The organism is Kocuria marina (assembly GCA_014652975.1).
Classification (GTDB): Bacteria; Actinomycetota; Actinomycetes; order Actinomycetales; family Micrococcaceae; genus Kocuria; species Kocuria marina.
The window spans coordinates 513,634-531,160 of sequence record BMZV01000001.1; the positions used below are offsets into that span (position 1 = coordinate 513,634).

The following is a 17,527-nucleotide window of genomic DNA, read 5'->3' on the forward strand; positions in this document are numbered from 1 at the left end:
CCCGCGTTCGCGTACCGGGACACCGTTTGGTCCCGCACGGCCACGCTGCGTACGTTGGTGCGCATGAACGACGGCCCACCACAATCCCCCGATCCGGATCCCGATTCCCGGCCCCGGCCCATAAGCCCATCGGGAGACGGGCCCGACGACGCCGCGCGCGAGCACGCGCCCGGCGCCCCCGGCACGGGCGGGGCGAGCGGGAAGGGGACCCAACGGCGTCGTGCGTCGCTGTCCCTGGAGACGATCGTGGACACCTCGATCGCGGTACTGGACCGCGAGGGGTCGCGGCGCCTGACCCTGCGCAGGCTCGCGACCGAGCTCAACAGCGGCGTGGCGAGTCTCTACTGGTACACCACCGGCAAGGACGACCTCATGGCCCTGGTCACGAGCGAGGTCCTGGGCCGCGCGCTGGGCCAGTTCCACGCGCTGTGCGGGGACGGCGAGCCGGGGCCGGAGGAGTTCGCGGCCTTCCCGGCACCCAGGGCGGATCCCCGTACGAGCGCGGCCACGGCGCAGGCCCTCGAGGAACTGCAGTGCCTGTGCCTGTGCTTGTTCTCCCAGATGCGCGAGCACCCGTGGCTCGCCGGGCAGCTGCTCAGCACCGCCCGCAGCGAGGAGAACGCGTTGCGCACGTGGGAGTGCACGGGACAGTTGCTGCAGCGCATGGAGCTCGACGCCGAACAGCGGTTCTACGCATCCCTCGCCGTGGCCAACTACGCGTTCGGAACGGGCGCGGGAATCGCCCACCGTCACAACCGGCCCGCCGCGGAGGAATCCGCCCGGCAGGTGCACGAAAAACTGGAACGGGCGGGCCATTCGGGGCCGGGGATGCTCCCGGTGGTGCGTGCCATGCTGGGCTCGTTCGGTGACCACGACGACCGCTCGGAATACATCGCGGGCCTGGAACTGCTGCTCGCGGGCATCGAACGTCAGACGTGGGGTGGCTCCTCGACACCTTGAGGCCACTCACGGGGAACGGATTTTTCGTACAGTGGAGGTCATGTTCTCCATCGTCACGGTTTGCACCGGCAACATCTGCCGCTCGCCCATGGCCGAGGCCCTGCTGCGATCCGAGCTCACCGACGCCGGTTTCGCGCAGCGCGTCCGCGTCAGCTCGGCGGGCGTGAGTGACGAGGAACACGGCAACCCCGTGGATCCCCGCGCCAGCACCGTCCTGAACAGGAACCACCTGGAACTGCCGGAGCATCAGGCACACAAGATCACGGACGCCGAGCTCGCGGACGCGGACCTGATCCTCGCCATGACCCGGTCCCACAGGGACCAGCTGCAGCGCCGACTGCCCACGGACGACGCCCGGAAGGTCCGGCTCATGCGCAGCTTCGACCCGGCCGTGGCCGACTCACAGGCGGACCTCGACATCGCCGACCCGTGGTACGGCGGTTCGGACGACTTCGACACCGCGTGGGAACAGATTACGGCCGCCACCCCGGGCGTGGTCTCGTGGGTCGAGGATCGGATCGACGCGCGGTGATCTCCCCGGACGAGGGTTTCCAGGACGACGAGATCGCCCAGTACCCGGAAGGCGTCAACCTCGCACGGTTGCTGCCCCCACCCACGCGCAAGCCGTTCATCGTGGGCATCGACGGCCGTTCCGGAGCGGGCAAGACCACGCTAACCGAGCAACTCTCGCGGGTGCTGGAGCGCTCGCACGACGTCGTGAGCTTCCACCTCGAGGACATCTACCCTGGGTGGAACGGACTGCTCAAGGGCATGGAACGGTACCGCGGTGAGATCCTCGAACCGCTGCGCCGCGAGGAGGACGCCCACTGGACCGCGTGGGACTGGCTGACCAACGAGCCCGGCACCCCGCGTCTGACCCGCACCGCTCAGATCGTGCTCGTGGAGGGCGTCGGGGCGTGCCACCGCGAGGCCCGGGCGTTGTTGGACGTCTCGGTGTGGGTCGAACTTCCCGCCTCACAGCGCAAACAGCGCGCCCTGGACCGGGACGGCGCCACGTACGAGAAGTACTGGGACGTGTGGGCGGAGCAGGAGGAGCAGTACCTCGGTGAGGACCCCGTGTGGGAGTCCGCCGAGATCCTCCACCCCGGACCCTCACCCCAGGAACCGGGCATGGAACAGCGGGACACCCCGTGATTTCGCCCGGTGCCGGGACGCCCGCTCCGTCCCCCGCAGCACCCGGACCCGCCGCGGCCGTGCTGATCTCCCCGATCGGTGCCCCGCCGCGGCTCGTGGACCCGCATGAGGCCCACGTGAGCCTCGAGGACCAGGGGCTCACCCGCGGGGACGGCGTTTTCGAGACCCTCCACGTCCTGGACGGCACCGCGTACAAGCTCGACGCCCACCTGGTCAGGCTGGGGCATTCCGCGGGGACCGCCCAATTGCCCGCACCGTCCGCGAATACGTGGCGCGAGGCCCTGACGACGGCGCTCGCGGCGGCCGGTCCCGGCGCCCGCGACCCCTCGGCCGATCTCGGGGCGGAGCACACGGTCAAGTTGAGCATCAGCCGCGGTGTCCCCGGTGACCAGCCGTGGGCGTGGCTCACGGTCGCGCCCGTCCCCAAGCGGACGTTCGCCGCTCGGCGCACGGGGGTGTCCGTGGTGTTGCTCGAGCGCGGCCACGACCCCGCGGAGGACGCCGGGTTGCCGTGGCTGCTCCCGGGGGTCAAGACCCTGTCCTACGCGGTCAACATGGCCGCGGTGCGCTACGCCCACGCCCACGGCGCGCAGGACGCCGTGTTCATGACCTCCACGGACCACAGGATCCTGGAGGGCGCCACGTCCTCGGTGGTGTGCGCACGGCACGACGACGGAGCTGCGCCCACCCTGCTCACGCCCGAGCCGTCCCGCGGGGTCCTGCCGGGGACTTCGCAAGCCCGGATCTTCGACGCCGCCCGCGAGCGCGGCTGGGCCGTGGACTACGGACCGCTGTACCCCGAGGACCTCTTCGCAGCGAGCGCCGTGTGGCTCACGTCCTCGGTGCGGCTCGCGGTCCCGGTGACGAGCGTGGACGGGCGGCCCGTGGCCTCGGACCCGCAACTCACCCGCACCCTCACGGATTTCCTGCTGGGCCGCCCGGGGCGCTGAGCGCGCCACGGGTGGTCGCGCCCGCACCGCCCGTCCAATCTCGACATGCCCGGGCGCGAGTGCTCCCCCGTCACCTTCGGCGCATCACTGCCAGATGAAGCGGTGCGCCCCCGTGAGCAGGGACAGCGTCACCGCGGCGACCGCGATGAGCACGGTGGCACACCCCACGACCACGTCCACGCGGCCGAAACGGGGCACGCGCGCCCATGTGCGCGGACCCGCCCCGAAACCGCGCGCCTCCATGGTCATGGCCAGGCGCGTGGCCCGGCGCAAGGACTGCACGAGCAACGTGAACGCGAGACCGGCGAACTCGGTGAGAGCGGCCCACGGGCCCCGCGCTCCCCCCGCACCGCGGGCGCGCCGGGCCGCCGCGAGCACACCCCACTCGGTGACCATGACCTCCACGAGCCGCAGGGCTGCGAGCGCCGCGAGCACGAAGCGTGCCGGCAGCTTGAGGGTTTGGGCGAGACCGTCCGCGAGGTCCGTGGGGTCGGTCGTGAGCAGCACGGTGATCCCGGGCAGCGCGATCGCGAGACCACGCAGGGCGATCGCCCCACCGGCCGCGAGCGACCCCGTGGTGATCGTGATCCACCCCAGGTGTAGCAGGACGAGACCGCCCTCCGGGGAGAGCACCGCGGTCCCCCACCCGCTGATCAGGGCGGCCACCACGATCGGCCATAGGGTCGTGAGCAGCCGCCACGGACCGATCCCGGCGGCAGCGAGCAGGAGCAGTTGGCCCCCGAGCGCCACGCCGCTCGTCACGGGGTCCGCGCTGACCACGAGCACCGCCGTGATCACGAGAGCCCCGAGCAGTTTCACCACGGCATTCGTCCGGGCGAGCAATCCCGTGCGGGCCACGGCGGGCAGCACGCTCGCGACCGTGCTCATGAGCCGAGCCTCAGCTCGTGCGCACCCAGGGCCGCGACCAGATCCCGGTCGTGGGTCACGACCACCACGGCCGTTCCCCCGTCCAGTTCCTCGACCAACAGGTCCACGAGCTCCTTCCAGGTCCGGGCGTCCTGCCCGAACGTGGGTTCGTCCAGGATCAGCACCCGCGGGGACGCCGCGAGAACCGTGCCCACGGACAGCCGCCGCTTCTGCCCGCCGGACAGGGTGAACGGGTTGGCCTCGGCGAGCTCCTCGAGGCGCAGCCGTCGCAGCAGCTCGGCCACCCGGGCGTCGTCCTGGTCCTCCATCGCCTCGAGGGCGCGCGCATCGCGACGGCCCACGCGGCGTCGTCGTTGCCGGGGACCGAACTCGAGTTCCTCGCCCACGGTGGGGCGCAGGAACTGGTGTTCGGGATGCTGGAACACGGTGCCCACGCGGGAGACCAGTTCCGCGCCGTCCCACAGGGAGGGATCAGCGGGCGCGTCGGTCGCGAGGGCGTCCGTGGCCCACACGGTACCGCGCACGGGCAGCAGCAGTCCGGCGAGGGTCAGCGCGAGGGTGGACTTCCCCGCGCCGTTGACGCCTGTGACGGCCAGCGCGTGCCCCGCGCGGACGTCCACGGTGATGTTCTCGGCCGCCGGCGCCGCCCCCGTGCGCACGTCCGGTTCCGGGTACGCTTCCCCGCGCCGCCACGCGGCGAGCGCCCGACGACGCCGCCGCGCGAGCGCCCGCCGGCCCGGTTGGCTCCGGGACACGGCGAGATCGCGGGCGCTCAACAAGGTGGTGCCCGGTGCGACGGCGGCGGGCACGGTGGCAAAACCACCCGTATCCTGCGCAGACTCCGCGACATCCGAAGCCCTCATCGACGACGCGGCCGGCGCATTCTCCGTAGGCGCAGCGGGCGGCGTGATGTCGTGTGGCGCCGCGGAGACAGCCGTCTGCCGTACCGCGGGGTCCATGCCATTCGAGGCATGCACGGGAGTGCGAGTGCGCGGCACCCAGCCGGGGACCCACGTACCCTGGTGCTGCAGCAGCTCCCGGGCGTCCTGCAGGGTCTGCTGCGCGGGACCGTCGAAGGCCACCCGACCGTCGTCGCCCAGCACGATCACACGGTCCACGACCGGTTCCCACAGGGCCACCCTGTGCTCCACGACCACGAGGGTCGTCCCGTCCTCGCGCACCGCATCGGCCACGGCGCGGCACAGCTGCTGCGCCCCCTCGTGGTCCACGCTCGCCGTGGGTTCGTCCAGCAACAGCAGCCGCGGGCACATGGCCAGGGTCCCGGCGAGCGCGAGACGTTGTTTCTGCCCCCCGGACAGCGCCGTGGTGGGGCGGTCGAGCGGGAGCTCCAGACCCGTGCGCGCGAGCGCTTCCCTCACGCGCGGCCAGATCCGCTCGCGAGGGACGGCGAGGTTCTCGAGGCCGAACGCGACGTCGTCCCCCACGCGCGAGAGGACCACCTGCGTCTCGGGGTCCTGATGCATGAAGCCCACCGTGCCGCGGGCGTCGCGCGGGTCGACACCCCCGACGGTCAACCCGCCCGATGCGGAGCGGCCGTCAGGGTCCTGGTCCACACCGGCGAGCGCCTGCAGGAGCGTGGACTTGCCCGCCCCGGACGGGCCCAGGAGCAGGACACGTTCACCGGGCTCGATGATCAGGTCCAGGTCCACCAGACTGGGCGTCTCGCGGCCGGGGTGATGCCATCCGAACCCCTCCAGGACCACCCGCGCGCCCGTGAGCTGCACGGTCGGTTCCGCGGTCATCGGCGCACGGCGCCGGAGGCCAGTGCTCCGAGGACACCCGTGGCCTGCAGGGCCTTCATCACGGCCCACATGAGCAACCCTGCGATCACGGCCCCGGAGAGCGTGGTCAGCGCCGCGTAGACGACCTGCTGATCCAGGGCCCACTCGAAGTTGTACATGATGTTCTCGCTCACGCCCAGGAACAGCCCGGATACCGCCCCACCGATCGCCGCGGTCACGGGACCAAACCGGCGGTAACGGGTCAGGAGGAACACGACCTCCACACCGAGGCCCTGCACCAGACCGGAGAGCACCACGAGCCACCCGAAATGCGTACCCAGGAAGCCCTCGATCACGGCCGCGAGCAACTCGCAGAACAGGGCCGCGCCCGGTTTGCGGATGATCAGGGCGCCCAGGGTACCCGCCACGAGCCAGCCCCCCGCGATGAGGCCCGCGGACGGCGGGTAGGCCACCGTGCCCGCCGAGACCGCCGGGTACAGGAGGTTGGACCACATCCAGAAGATCACGGCGCACACCGCGGCCAACACGGCGGTGACCACGATGTCCACGACCCGCCACGACGAGCTGCGGTTGCCGCCTGCGCGCGGTGTACGGGTGGGGGTGTTACCGACCTGCGTCATGCTGAATCCTCCTGAAGATCCCAGGAGGGGAAGAACACCACCCGCCGTTGCGAGCGGGTCCTTGAGATACTCGACTCCCTAGCGCCGGTACGAGCCGGATCAGGTTCGAGGGTCTGCGCTCACGCGCACTCTCAGCGCCGCGGTGGCGCTCCCCTGTCGTTAAGACGCCAGTCTAGACCACGACGGCGGGTGGCCGGGCATCTCGCGTGCCCGGCCACCCGCCGTCGTACGTGCGTCCTACGCGGCCCCGGCCCACCCGTACGGGTGGCGCGGGACCCGCGGCTCAGATCTCGCTCTGGGAGCTGCGGGAGGGATCGGAGTCCTTGGACTCGAACTTGGCCACCTGGCGGGAGATCCCCACCTTGATGACGGTGCCCACGACACCGGTGATCACGGCCCAGATGATGATGTCGGTCCAGGCCTCGTCCGGGTCCGGGTTCTTGGCGGGGGGCTCGTTGCCCGTGACCTGCTTCCACACCGCGGACAGGCCCTTGTTGGCCAGGGCCACGCCACCCAGGGACGCCACCGTGCCGAAAATGTCCATTGCCTTGTTCATGAGGTTCTCCTTGTCCTGTGGGTGTCGGCGGCACCGGGCGGCCGACGACGTCGTGCTCGTTGCCCAGCATACGAAGCGCCGGGCGCGACGGGGCGGAAGGAACCCGGCCCCACCGAGAATTACGTCCTCAGCGAGATTCTTCCTCGCCGGCGCGCGCGACGACCTCGCGCAGCTCGTCCTCCACGAGGTTCTTCTCGTTCAGGTGCTTGGAGCGGTAGGCGGCGCGGCCCACCATGTGCGCGGACACGGGCACCGTGAGCAGCTGGAACAGCCACGCGAGGATCATCAGCGGGATCATGCCGGGATTGCCGCTCTCGATCGCCACGGCCGTGAGCAGCAGGAGCAACCCCAGGACCTGGGGCTTGGTCCCGGCGTGCATGCGCGAGAGCAGATCGGGGAAGCGCACCAGACCCACCGCCGCGGCCAGGGACATGAGGGAGCCCCCCACGAGGCACAGCAGCGCGATGACGTCCAGGACGGTGTGCCAGTTCATGAGCGCTCCAACCCCACGTTGCGCGCGACCGTCACGGAGCCCAGGAAGCCCACCAGGGAGATGATCACGAGCAGGATGATGTTGCTGGAGTGGTGGTTGTACACCATCTCGATGGCGAGACCCGCACCCACGATCGCGAGCAGCACGTCCGTGGCGATCACCCGGTCCAACAGAGACGGGCCCTTGGCCAGCCGGTAGATCGTGCCCGCGGCCGCCACGGTGAGAATCGCACCGCACACCCACACGGCGACGTCGAACATGGTCATGGCCGCTCCTCCCTGAGGCCGTCCAGGGCCTTGTTCATCTTGGTGGTCGGCGACGCGACGGCGCCGGAGGCGTCCGCGCCACCCGCGTCACCCGAGGCCTCCAGTTTCGCGAGGTCCTCCTTGGAGCCCATGATCTTGATCCACGCCGCCTCGATGTTCAGCGCGGACTCCCGGAACGACTCCGCCTCCTCCGGCGTGGAGACGTCCAGCACGTGGAAGTACAGGATCCCGTTGCCGCGATCCACCTCCACCACGAGCGAGCCCGGGATCAGCGCCATGGTGTGACCCACGGCCGTCATGAGCAGGTCGTTGTTCTGCCGCAGCTTCACCCGCAGCACCGCGTTGTGCACCTTGGGGCCCTGCATGAGCGCCACACCGAACACGTGGACGCTGGCCCGGGCCACCTGCCAGATGAACGTGATCACGAACAGCGCGAAATGCAGGACGTTGAACCGCCCGGACAACCGCACCGGGGGCAGCGTGAGCGTGCGGGTCACGAACACCGCGAGGATCAGCCCGAAGACCAGGTTGCCCACGCTCCAGTCACCCCACAGGGCACCCCACACGACCACGAGCCACAGGATCAGGGGCAGCTCGGCCCGCAGGGAGTTCCGGGAGCGGCGCTGCATCGGGGACGTACTCATCGGCCCTCCTCGCTCACACCGCCGGGACCCACGGGGGCCAGCACGGCATTGACGTATCGATCCGGATTGATCAGGTTCTCGGACGCGTTGTCCGCGAGATCGAACAGCGGCCCGGCGAAGACCGTGAGCGCCACACCCACCGCCACGAGCGCGGTGGTCGCGCCCACCATGGTCCCGGGCAGCAGTACCACCGGGGACCGGCCGGAGAAGCGGCTACCGGACTCGCCCGCGACCGCGCGGGACGTGCGGGGACGGCGGCCCTCCGCGGTGGTGGCGCGCAGCACGGGGTCCGGGTACTCGGCGTCGTCCACGTTGCGCAGGAACACACGGTTCCACACGCGGATCAGGGCCATGAGCGTGAGCAGCGAGACGAACACGGACACGCCCACGAGCAGGTAGCTCAGCCACGTCCCGGCCTCGACACCGGCCTCCAGCAGGCCCACCTTGCCCAGGAAGCCCGAGAACGGCGGGATGCCGCCCAGGTTCAGGGCCGGGATCATGTACAGCACACCCAGCAGCGGGGAGATCTTGAGCATCCCGGCGAGACGGTCCACGTTGGTGGAGCCACCGCGGCGCTCGATCAGCCCGGCGATCAGGAACAGGCTGGTCTGGATCACGATGTGGTGCGCGATGTAGTAGACCACCGCGGCCAGCGCGGCCTGCGTGCCCAGTGCGATGCCGAAGATCATGTAGCCGATGTGACTGATCAGCGTGAACGAGAGCATACGTTTGATGTCGATCTGGGCGAGCGCGCCCAGGATGCCCACGACCATGGTCAACAACGCGACCCACATCAACAGGTCGTTGATCTGCGTCCCGGGGAACAACAAGGTCTCGGTGCGGATGATCGAGTAGACGCCCACCTTGGTCAACAGACCGGCGAACACCGCGGTCACCGGTGCGGACGCGGTCGGGTAGGAGTCGGGCAGCCAGAAGGACAGCGGGAAGATCGCGGCCTTCACCCCGAACGCGATCAGCAGCATCAGGTGCAACTGCATCTGGGTGCCCTGCGGCAGGTCCGCGAGCTTCACGGACAGGTCCGCCATGTTCACGGTGCCCGTGGCGCCGTAGATCATCCCCAGGGAGATCAGGAACAGGATGGAGGAGATCACCGAGACGACCACGTAGGTCACGCCCGCGCGGATCCGCTGCGCCGTACCACCCATGGTGAGCAAGACGTAGGAGGCGGTCAACAGGATCTCGAAGCCCACGTAGAGGTTGAAGAGGTCACCCGCGAGGAACGCGTGGGACACACCCGCGACCAGCAGCAGGAACGTGGGGTAGAAGATGGAGATGGGGCCCTCGTCGTCCCCGCTGGCCACACCCTCACTGACCGCGTAGATCAACACCGCGAGGGACACCACCACGGAGACCACGAGCATGAGCGCGGACAACTGGTCCACGACCATCACGATGCCGTACGGGGCGGCCCAGTCCCCCAGGTGCACGACCTGTGGGCCCTGGTTCCATACGTTCGCGAGCATGAACGCGTTCAGGATCAGCGTGAGCACCATGGCGCCCACGGTCACCCCGCGCTGCAGCCGGTTGCGGTGGACGATGATGAAGTTCAGGGCGGCGCCGAGGAACGGGATCAGGACCGCGAGCGGCGCGAACTGTGCCGGATCAGTGGTCATGCGGGCTCCTCCCTCGCGCCTCGGAGAACTTCTCGGCCCTGTAGTGACCAGGCGATTCGGCGGCCTCTTCCTCATTGTGACGCGACGGCGCGAACCGGGCGTCCGCGTGGTTGAACTCGGAGGTGTCCTGCGGCAGGGCGTCGTCGTCCTCGGCGTCGTACGAGGACTGCTGCGCCACGCGACGGTCCTCGAGGTCGTCCTGGATCTCGTCCCGGCGGGCCAGGATCCACGAACGCCAGATCATGCTGAGGATGAAGGCGGTCGTTGCGAGCGAGATCACGATCGAGGTGAGCACGAGCGCCTGTGGCAGCGGGTCCGAGTACTCCGAGGGGTCGCGGGCGGCGTCGTACAACGGCGCGATGCCGGGCGTGCCGCTCGTGTGCAGGATCAGCAGGTTGGCCCCGTTGGTGAGCAGCATGATGCCCAGCAGTACGCGGGTGAGCGAGCGTTCCAGCAGGAGGTAGACCCCCACGGAGAACAACACACCCATGATCACCAGGAGTGTGAGATTCACGGTCATCGCTGTGCCTCCTGGGGCTCGTCCCCGGAGACCAAGGAGCCCTCGGGAGCATCGGGGTCGTCCACCCGGTGCGCGGTGACCCCGGGGCCGTTACGGGTCAGGCGGATCCGGGCGCCGCGGCCCGCGCGCTTCTTCCGGGACTCCACGGCGGAACGCTCGATGTGTTCGTCGATCCGCCCGCCCAGGGAGCGCAGGATGTCCAGCACCAGGCCCACCACGATCAGGTAGACACCGATGTCGAAGATCACCGCGGTGACGAACTTGACGTGACCGAAGACGAGCATGTCCCACTCGAACGTGTAGCTCTCCATCACGGCCCCGCCGAAGAACACGGGGACGATCGCGTACAGGGAAGCGATCGCCAGGCCCGCGCCGAGCATCCAGCCCGCATTGACCGGGGTCGCGCGTTCGAGTTCGTAGCGTCCGCCCGCGAGGTAGCGCATGGTCAGGGCGAGGGAGGCCATCAGGCCGCCGGCGAAACCACCACCGGGGATGTTGTGCCCCGCGATGAGCAGGTAGAAGGACACGAGCATGAAGGTGTGGAACAGCAGTCGGGCCACGACCTCGAAGATGATCGAGCGCCGCTCCGGGGCCAGCGTTCGACCCGCGAGCAGGAACGGGTCCGCGTCCGGGCGGGAGGTGAACCGGCGGGCGACCTCGAGCTGGCGGGTGTTCGCGTGCGGGGAGTGCGCCGCGGAGTCCGCGCCACGCACGACCTTCAGCTGCTGGGTGTCCAGCTCGTGGCGCTCACTGCGCAAGCGGTCCCCGCGTCCCTTGACGAAGATCAAGGACGCGATGCCCGTGGCGGCCACCGTGAGCACGGTGATCTCACCCATGGTGTCCCACGCGCGGATGTCCACGAGCAGGACGTTGACCACGTTGGCGCCGTCGCCCATCTCGTAGGCCATCCGCGGCAGTTCCAGGGAGATCCGTTCCGCCGACCGCGAGGAGATGGAGAACACCGCGAGCGCCATCATGAACAGTCCGAACACCACGGCGAAGACCGCGCGGAACACCCGGTGCCCGGCGGGCCGGCGGTTCCACAGCGGGCCCGGCAGGGAGCGCAGCGCCAGGACGAACGCCACGAGGGAGATCGTCTCCACGAGCGTCTGGGTCAGGGCGAGGTCCGGCGCGCCGTGGAGCGCGAACGTCAGGGCCAAGCCGTAACCCGTGACCGAGACCAGCAGGACGGCCAGGAACCGCTTGCCCGCGGTGAGCACGAGCAGGGCCGCCACGATCATGGCGATCCCGGTGACCAGCTGAGCCGGGGAATCCGCGTAGCGGAACCCGGCGAGCGGCGGGGTCTCGTACCAGAACAGGGCCACGAGCGGCACCACGATCGCGGTCACGAGGATCACGGACAGGTAGAACATCAGCGAACCACGCTGGGTCCGGCCGGTGAGCCACACCGCGACCATGTCCAGCACGTTGATGATCTTGCGGTAGACGAAGTCACCGGTGGGCAGTTTCGGCAACCGGTCCTGCAACGAGCCCACGGGCCGGCGCGCGACGTACAACAGCGCGCCCACGCCGATGATCAGCGCGGAGAGCCCCAGCGCCGGGGTCAGCCCGTGCCACAGCACCAGGTGCACGTGGGATTCGGCGACGTCCGGGAACTGTTCCTGGTAGCGCACGATCCCTGCCTCCACGGGTGCGGGCCACAGGCCGAACACCACCGTGAGCAGGGCCAGCACCGCGGGCGCCACGAGGAAGGCCCACGGCACCGGGGTGAACTCGCCGATGACCGACTGACCGTCCTCGGCGGCGTCGAGATCGGAGAACTGCGCGGGCTTGCGCGCGAAGCCGCCCCACAGGAACCGCGCGCTGTACGCGAAGGTGAGGATGGAGCCGAGCACCACGCACACGAGCGCGATCATCGCGAGCGGGTCCGCGGCGTGGTCCACGAACGCCGTGAGTACCGCTTCCTTGGTCACGAAGCCGAGCAGCGGCGGGATGCCGGCCATGGACGCCGCACCGATCATGGCCACCACGAACAGCATGGGTGCCGTACGACCCACACCGGAGAGCCTGCGGATGTCACGGGTCCCGGCCTGGTGGTCGATGATGCCCACGCTCAGGAACAGGGTGGCCTTGAACAGACCGTGCGCGATGACCATGCCCATGCCGGCCATCGCGGTGTCCGCCGTGCCGAACGCCACGACCGCGGTGATGAAGCCCAACTGGCTCACCGTGCCGTACGCGAGGATCAGCTTGAGGTCGAACTGGCGCAGCGCGACCCAGCCGCCGAAGATCATGGTGCCCAGGCCCAGGGTCAGGGTGACGGGCAGCCACCACTGGGTGTCCACGAACCCGGGAGCGAGCCGCGCCACGAGGTAGATCCCGGCCTTGACCATGGCCGCGGCGTGCAGGTAGGCGGAGACCGGGGTGGGCGCCGCCATGGCGGCGGGCAGCCAGAAGTGGGTGGGGAACAGCGCGGACTTGGAGACGGCGCCGGCCAGGATCAGCACGAGCGCCACGTCCACCGTGGTGGAGCCCAGGAGCTCGGGGGCCGCCTCCAGGACCCCGGAGATCCGGAAGGTCCCGGCGGCGTTGCCGAGCATCACCAGGCCCACGAGCATCGCCAGACCGCCCGCGGTGGTGATGATGAGCGCCTGCAGGGCCGCTCGACGCGCGGCGAGCTTGGTGCGCGAATAGGAGATCAACAGGAAGGAGAGCACCGAGGTGATCTCCCAGAACACGAACAGCACCATGAGGTCGTCCGCGGTGACCAGACCGAACATGGCGCCCGCGAAGGCCACGAGCTGGGCGGCGAACGGGCCGATGCCCTGGGCGTCCGACTTGAAGTAGCGCGCACAGTACGCGAGGACGAGGGCCCCCACGCCCAGCACCAGCAGGCACATCATGTACGCGAGGGAATCCATCCGGAAGGACAGCGAGATCCCCAGCTGGGGAATCCATTCCACGGTGGTGGTCCACCCGTCCACGTCCGCGTGGGCGCGGGATGTCTGGGTGAAGAGCCAGATCAGACTCGCGAGCGGGACGAGGGCCACGAGGTAGAAGCCGGAGCGTCCGGTGCGCTTGAGGATCGCGGGTGCGCACAGGGCCGCGAGCCCGTGGACAAGCAGCACCGCGATCATGGGACCTTACCTCTCGAGCCACGGTCTATCCACTGGTACCTGAAAATGGGCCCATTGGGATCCGGGCGGAAATGGGGTGTGAGTTTCGAGTTCCCCAGCATAGCAAAGCAGGGTGACGGCCCGTTTCGCTGCACGTCACGGGCCCCTCGCCGCGGCGCCCCCACTGCCCAGGTGCGCCGGGCCCTGGGCGGGAGGGCACAGGGCCCGTAGGGTGAGCCCATGACCGGTCAGCACCCGTCCGCGGCGGCCCCTGGACGTCCCCCGCGCGCCCCACGCCCCGGCGAGGGCAGTTCGCGCGCCCGCGTGCTCATGTGGTGCCTGTGGGACACCGGCACGTCCGCGTACAACGCCGTGATACTCACGTTCGTGTTCACCGTGTACCTCACGAGCCCGGCGTTCGGGTCGAGCGAGTACACGTCCACGGTGCTGAGCGTTGCCATGACCGTCGCGGGTTTCGCGATCGCGTTGACGGCGCCGCTGATCGGCCAGCGCAGCGATTCCCCGCGGTCCCGCGCCACGTTCCTCACCGGCAACACCGTGGTGCTCGTCCTGTGCACGGGTCTCGCGTTCCTCGCCCGACCCGATCCCGCCTTCCTGTTCCTGGGCGTGGGGCTCGTGGCCGTGGGCAGCGTGGCCCAGGAGTTCGCCACGGTCAGTTACAACGCCATGCTCCCCGCGCTGGCCGGTCCCCAGCGCATGGGTAAGGTCTCCGGGTGGGGCTGGGGCGCGGGGTACGTGGGCGGGATCTTCGCCCTCGCTTTCGTCCTGTTCGGTTTCGTCACACCCGGGTTCCTGGGCATCCCCACCGACGACGCCCTCAACTACCGCGCCGTGGCACTGTTCAGCGCGGCATGGATCCTCGCGTTCTGCCTGCCCCTCATGCTCAAGGCGCGAAGTATGCCGTTCCGGGCATCCATCAACGACGCCGCTGCGGTCCCCGCACAGCCCCGCCACCGCGGCATCCTGGGCGCTTACGCCGAGCTCTTCCGCACCATCGCGGCCCTGTGGCGGGTTTCGCGTGCCACGGTCGTCTTCCTGCTCAGTTCCGCGGTCTACCGGGACGGACTGGCCGGGGTCTTCACATTCGGCGGGGTCCTGGCCGCGGGTAGCTTCGGGTTCTCGCTCACCGAGGTCGTCATGTTCGCGGTCGCGGCCAATCTCATCGCGGCGCTGGGCGCGTTCGTGGGCGGCGCCCTCGACGACGCCGTGGGCCCGCGCGCGGTGATCACCGCGTCCCTCGTGGGTGTGCTCGTGGCGGGAACGGCCCTGCTGTTTTGGCACGGCAAGATCGCGTTCTGGGTGTGCGGGCTGGCACTGTGCCTGTTCGTGGGACCCGCACAGGCCGCGTCGCGCACGTACCTGGGGCGGCTCATCCCCCCGGGCCGTGACGGGGAGATCTACGGTCTGTACGCCACCACGGGCCGCGCGGTGAGCTTCATGGCCCCCGGGTTGTTCGGGATGTTCGTGACCCTGATGGGCGCCCAGATCTGGGGCATCCTGGGGATCCTGGTGGTCGTGGCCGCGGGACTCGTGCTGTTGTTGCTCACGCCCCGCCCTCCCGAGGGGTTCACCACGGCCCGCGTGTGAGCCGCACCCACGCGCAGGCTCACTCGATGCGCGAACTCACTCGATGATCGTGCGGTGGAAGTTCAGGTGGCTGCGCGACGCGGTGGGGCCCCGCTGGCCCTGATAGCGGTTACCGTAGGCGCCGCTGCCGTACGGGTGCTCGGTCGCGGAGGAGAGCTGGAAGAAGCACAACTGCCCCACCTTGGAACCTGGCCACAGTTTGATGGGCAGCGTGGCCATGTTGGACAGCTCGAGCGTCACGTGCCCGCTGAACCCCGGGTCGATGAACCCGGCGGTCGAGTGCGTGAGCAGGCCCAGCCGCCCCAGGGAGGACTTGCCCTCGAGGCGCGCCGCGACGTCGTCCGGCAGGGTGACCTTCTCGTACGTGGCCCCCAGCACGAACTCCCCCGGGTGCAGCACGAACGGCTCGTCCGGGGCCACCTCCACGAGCCGCGTGAGATCGGGCTGCTCCTGGGAGGGGTCGATGTGCGCGTACTTGTGGTTGTCGAACAGCCGGAACCAGCGGTCCAGGCGCACGTCCACGCTCGCGGGTTGGACCATCGCGGGATCGTACGGTTCCAGGTGCACGCGCCCGGAATCCAGGTGGCGGCGGATGTCGCGATCTGAGATGAGCACGTGTCCACGGTAGCCCACGGCCCCGCCCGCTCCCCGGTCACGACGCCTCGGAACAACCACGCACCGAAACGTGTTGTAGAGTGGTGGGCGTTCAAACGTGGACCACACGGTCCCGCACGAACGATGCGGCTGTAGCTCAATGGTAGAGCGCACGCTTCCCAAGCCTGATACGCGGGTTCGATTCCCGTCAGCCGCTCCGCACGAATCGTGAAACGCCCCGGGACCCATCTGGTTCCGGGGCGTTTCGCGCCGAGGACCCGCCCCGAACACCACCCCGGCCCTCACGGCGGGCGGCCGGCGGGTCTGGACCGCGAACCACACCACCCATCGCATCAGGAGCGATCATGCTGCGCACCATGTTCACCGGGAAGATCCACCGGGCCACCGTGACCCAGGCGGACCTGCATTACGTGGGGTCCGTGACGGTGGACCAGGACCTGCTGGACGCCGCGAACATCCTGCCCGGCGAGCTCGTGGCGATCGTGGACGTCACCAACGGTGCGCGGCTCGAGACGTACACGATCGCGGGCGAGCGCGGTAGCGGCGTCGTGGGCATCAACGGCGCCGCGGCGCACCTGGTGCACCCGGGTGACCTGGTAATCCTGATCGCGTACGGTCTCATGGACACCGCCGAGGCGCAGAACTACGAACCCCACGTGGTACACGTGGACGAGCACAACAGGATCGTGGCGCTCGGTTCGGACCCCGCGGACGCCGTGGTGGGGGACATGCTCCGCCCGCCGCACGCCCGCGCCCACCTGCAGGCCCAGGAGGACGCGGCCGTCGCGGGCCTGTGACCCTGCCGCGCTCCCGGGGGCGCGGACCCGCCGACGCGAGGAGATGAGCTCATGAGCGGAGTCGTCTCCGGGTTCTTCATCGTATGGGCCGTGATCGGGCTGGGTTACGTGATCGGGCGCGCGGGGGTGCTCGGCCCGGACGGCCAGCGGGTGCTGTCCAAACTCGCGTTCTACGTGGCGTCCCCGCCGCTATTGTTCACCACCATCTCCGAAGCGGACATCCACCACATCTTCTCCGCGCCGCTGCTCGTGGCGGCCGCGTCCGCGTGGCTCACCATGATCGCGTACGCACTGCTCTCCCGGTTCGTGTTCTCCCGGGACGCCGCCACCGTGGTGATGGGCGCGCAGGCCGCCGGGCAGGTCAACGCCGCCAACCTGGGGATCCCCATCGCCTTGTTCGTCCTGGGGGACGCGTCCCAGGTGGCCCCGGTGATGCTGTTTCAGCTGGCGATCAACACGCCGCTGTACCTCACGATCATGGACACCCTCACTGGCGGGCGGCGCCCCACGGTCGGCTCGGTGCTCAAGAACATCGTGACGAACCCGCTCATCATGGGCTCCGCCCTGGGCATCATGTCCGCGGCCACGGGGATCCGCCTGCCCGACCTCGCGATGGAGCCCGTGCGCATCGTGGCGGGTGCGGCCGTTCCCGCGATGCTGCTCGCCTTCGGTCTCTCGCTGGTGGGCTCCCGCCCCCTGGCCTCCCCCGGCGCCCGGGTGGACACGCTGCTCGCGACCGGGGCCAAGGTCGTCGTGCACCCCGGGCTCGCGCTGTTGCTCGCGTGGGCGCTCGGGCTCACCGGGCACGCCCTGTACGCGGCCGTGATCATGGCCGCGCTGCCCACCGCGCAGAACCTCTACGTAGCGGCCGTGCGCTACGACCGGGCCACCACGGTGTGCCGGGACACCGTCCTGCTCACCACGGTCGTGTCCATGGCCACGATGGCGGTGGCCGCGGTCTTCCTCTCCTGACACACCGGC

General features: G+C 69.8%; 18 protein-coding genes, 1 tRNA gene and 1 riboswitch. Of the genes, 8 read left to right on the forward strand and 11 right to left on the reverse strand.

The window, feature by feature from the left end:
* Positions 1–63 precede the first annotated feature (63 nt).
* Genes IE157_RS02445 through IE157_RS02460 form a run of 4 tightly spaced genes read left to right on the forward strand, consistent with a single transcriptional unit; the run spans position 64 to position 3,065 of the window.
* The gene (locus IE157_RS02445; RefSeq protein ID WP_193519012.1) at positions 64–960 is read left to right on the forward strand and encodes a TetR/AcrR family transcriptional regulator; all 897 of its coding nucleotides are present in this window, start codon (positions 64–66) and stop codon (positions 958–960) included.
* A gap of 40 nt (positions 961–1,000) precedes the next feature.
* The gene (locus tag IE157_RS02450; protein ID WP_193519013.1) at positions 1,001–1,492 is read left to right on the forward strand and encodes a low molecular weight protein-tyrosine-phosphatase; all 492 of its coding nucleotides are present in this window, start codon (positions 1,001–1,003) and stop codon (positions 1,490–1,492) included.
* Positions 1,489–2,115 (forward strand): nucleoside/nucleotide kinase family protein, encoded by a 627-nt coding sequence (locus tag IE157_RS02455; protein WP_193519014.1) that lies wholly within the window; start codon positions 1,489–1,491, stop codon positions 2,113–2,115. The genes IE157_RS02450 and IE157_RS02455 overlap by 4 nt, the downstream gene beginning before the upstream one ends.
* A complete protein-coding gene (locus IE157_RS02460; protein WP_318281268.1) occupies positions 2,112–3,065 on the forward strand; it encodes an aminotransferase class IV in 954 nt (317 codons plus the stop codon). The genes IE157_RS02455 and IE157_RS02460 overlap by 4 nt, the downstream gene beginning before the upstream one ends.
* 84 nt (positions 3,066–3,149) lie before the next feature.
* Here IE157_RS02460 and IE157_RS02465 read toward each other — a convergent pair whose 3' ends face one another.
* From IE157_RS02465 to IE157_RS02510, 10 genes are all read right to left on the reverse strand, one after another.
* Positions 3,150–3,953 (reverse strand): energy-coupling factor transporter transmembrane component T family protein, encoded by an 804-nt coding sequence (locus tag IE157_RS02465; RefSeq protein ID WP_193519015.1) that lies wholly within the window; start codon positions 3,951–3,953, stop codon positions 3,150–3,152.
* Positions 3,950–5,716 (reverse strand): ABC transporter ATP-binding protein, encoded by a 1,767-nt coding sequence (locus IE157_RS02470; protein WP_193519016.1) that lies wholly within the window; start codon positions 5,714–5,716, stop codon positions 3,950–3,952. The genes IE157_RS02465 and IE157_RS02470 overlap by 4 nt, the downstream gene beginning before the upstream one ends.
* Positions 5,713–6,336: an ECF transporter S component gene (locus IE157_RS02475; RefSeq protein ID WP_035964079.1), complete on the reverse strand. Its 624-nt coding sequence runs from the start codon at positions 6,334–6,336 to the stop codon at positions 5,713–5,715. The genes IE157_RS02470 and IE157_RS02475 overlap by 4 nt, the downstream gene beginning before the upstream one ends.
* A 58-nt stretch (positions 6,337–6,394) precedes the next feature.
* Positions 6,395–6,501: riboswitch (TPP riboswitch) on the reverse strand.
* Between the two features lie 118 nt (positions 6,502–6,619).
* The gene (locus IE157_RS02480) at positions 6,620–6,892 is read right to left on the reverse strand and encodes a DUF4235 domain-containing protein (RefSeq protein ID WP_035964077.1); all 273 of its coding nucleotides are present in this window, start codon (positions 6,890–6,892) and stop codon (positions 6,620–6,622) included.
* Positions 6,893–7,019: 127 nt separating this feature from the next.
* A complete protein-coding gene (gene mnhG / locus IE157_RS02485) occupies positions 7,020–7,385 on the reverse strand; it encodes a monovalent cation/H(+) antiporter subunit G (RefSeq protein ID WP_035964074.1) in 366 nt (121 codons plus the stop codon).
* A complete protein-coding gene (locus IE157_RS02490) occupies positions 7,382–7,645 on the reverse strand; it encodes a monovalent cation/H+ antiporter complex subunit F (protein ID WP_035964181.1) in 264 nt (87 codons plus the stop codon). The genes mnhG and IE157_RS02490 overlap by 4 nt, the downstream gene beginning before the upstream one ends.
* A gap of 2 nt (positions 7,646–7,647) precedes the next feature.
* Positions 7,648–8,295: a Na+/H+ antiporter subunit E gene (locus IE157_RS02495; protein WP_064847505.1), complete on the reverse strand. Its 648-nt coding sequence runs from the start codon at positions 8,293–8,295 to the stop codon at positions 7,648–7,650.
* Complete coding sequence (locus IE157_RS02500) at positions 8,292–9,929, reverse strand: Na+/H+ antiporter subunit D (protein ID WP_064847504.1); 1,638 nt, start codon at positions 9,927–9,929, stop codon at positions 8,292–8,294. Before IE157_RS02500 ends, IE157_RS02495 begins: the two co-directional genes overlap by 4 nt.
* Positions 9,919–10,449 carry a Na(+)/H(+) antiporter subunit C gene (locus tag IE157_RS02505; RefSeq protein WP_064847503.1) on the reverse strand — a complete coding sequence of 177 codons (531 nt, stop codon included), beginning with the start codon at positions 10,447–10,449 and terminating at the stop codon, positions 9,919–9,921. The genes IE157_RS02500 and IE157_RS02505 overlap by 11 nt, the downstream gene beginning before the upstream one ends.
* The gene (locus tag IE157_RS02510; RefSeq protein WP_193519017.1) at positions 10,446–13,547 is read right to left on the reverse strand and encodes a Na+/H+ antiporter subunit A; all 3,102 of its coding nucleotides are present in this window, start codon (positions 13,545–13,547) and stop codon (positions 10,446–10,448) included. Before IE157_RS02510 ends, IE157_RS02505 begins: the two co-directional genes overlap by 4 nt.
* Before the next feature lie 219 nt (positions 13,548–13,766).
* On the opposite strand from IE157_RS02510, the gene IE157_RS02515 reads away from it, so the two are divergent.
* The gene (locus tag IE157_RS02515) at positions 13,767–15,134 is read left to right on the forward strand and encodes an MFS transporter (protein WP_193519018.1); all 1,368 of its coding nucleotides are present in this window, start codon (positions 13,767–13,769) and stop codon (positions 15,132–15,134) included.
* Positions 15,135–15,170: 36 nt separating this feature from the next.
* On the opposite strand, the gene dcd is transcribed toward IE157_RS02515, so the two are convergent.
* Positions 15,171–15,749, reverse strand: a complete 579-nt coding sequence (gene dcd, locus IE157_RS02520) for a dCTP deaminase (RefSeq protein WP_085106262.1) — start codon at positions 15,747–15,749, stop codon at positions 15,171–15,173.
* A 125-nt stretch (positions 15,750–15,874) separates the two neighbouring features.
* Between dcd and IE157_RS02525 the strand changes: the two genes are divergently transcribed.
* From IE157_RS02525 to IE157_RS02535, 3 genes are all read left to right on the forward strand, one after another.
* Positions 15,875–15,945 (forward strand) — tRNA-Gly (locus IE157_RS02525).
* Between the two features lie 148 nt (positions 15,946–16,093).
* Positions 16,094–16,546, forward strand: a complete 453-nt coding sequence (gene panD, locus IE157_RS02530) for an aspartate 1-decarboxylase (protein WP_085106147.1) — start codon at positions 16,094–16,096, stop codon at positions 16,544–16,546.
* A gap of 51 nt (positions 16,547–16,597) precedes the next feature.
* Entirely contained in the window at positions 16,598–17,518 is a 921-nt protein-coding gene (locus IE157_RS02535) for an AEC family transporter (RefSeq protein ID WP_098053692.1), read from the forward strand.
* Positions 17,519–17,527: the final 9 nt, after the last annotated feature.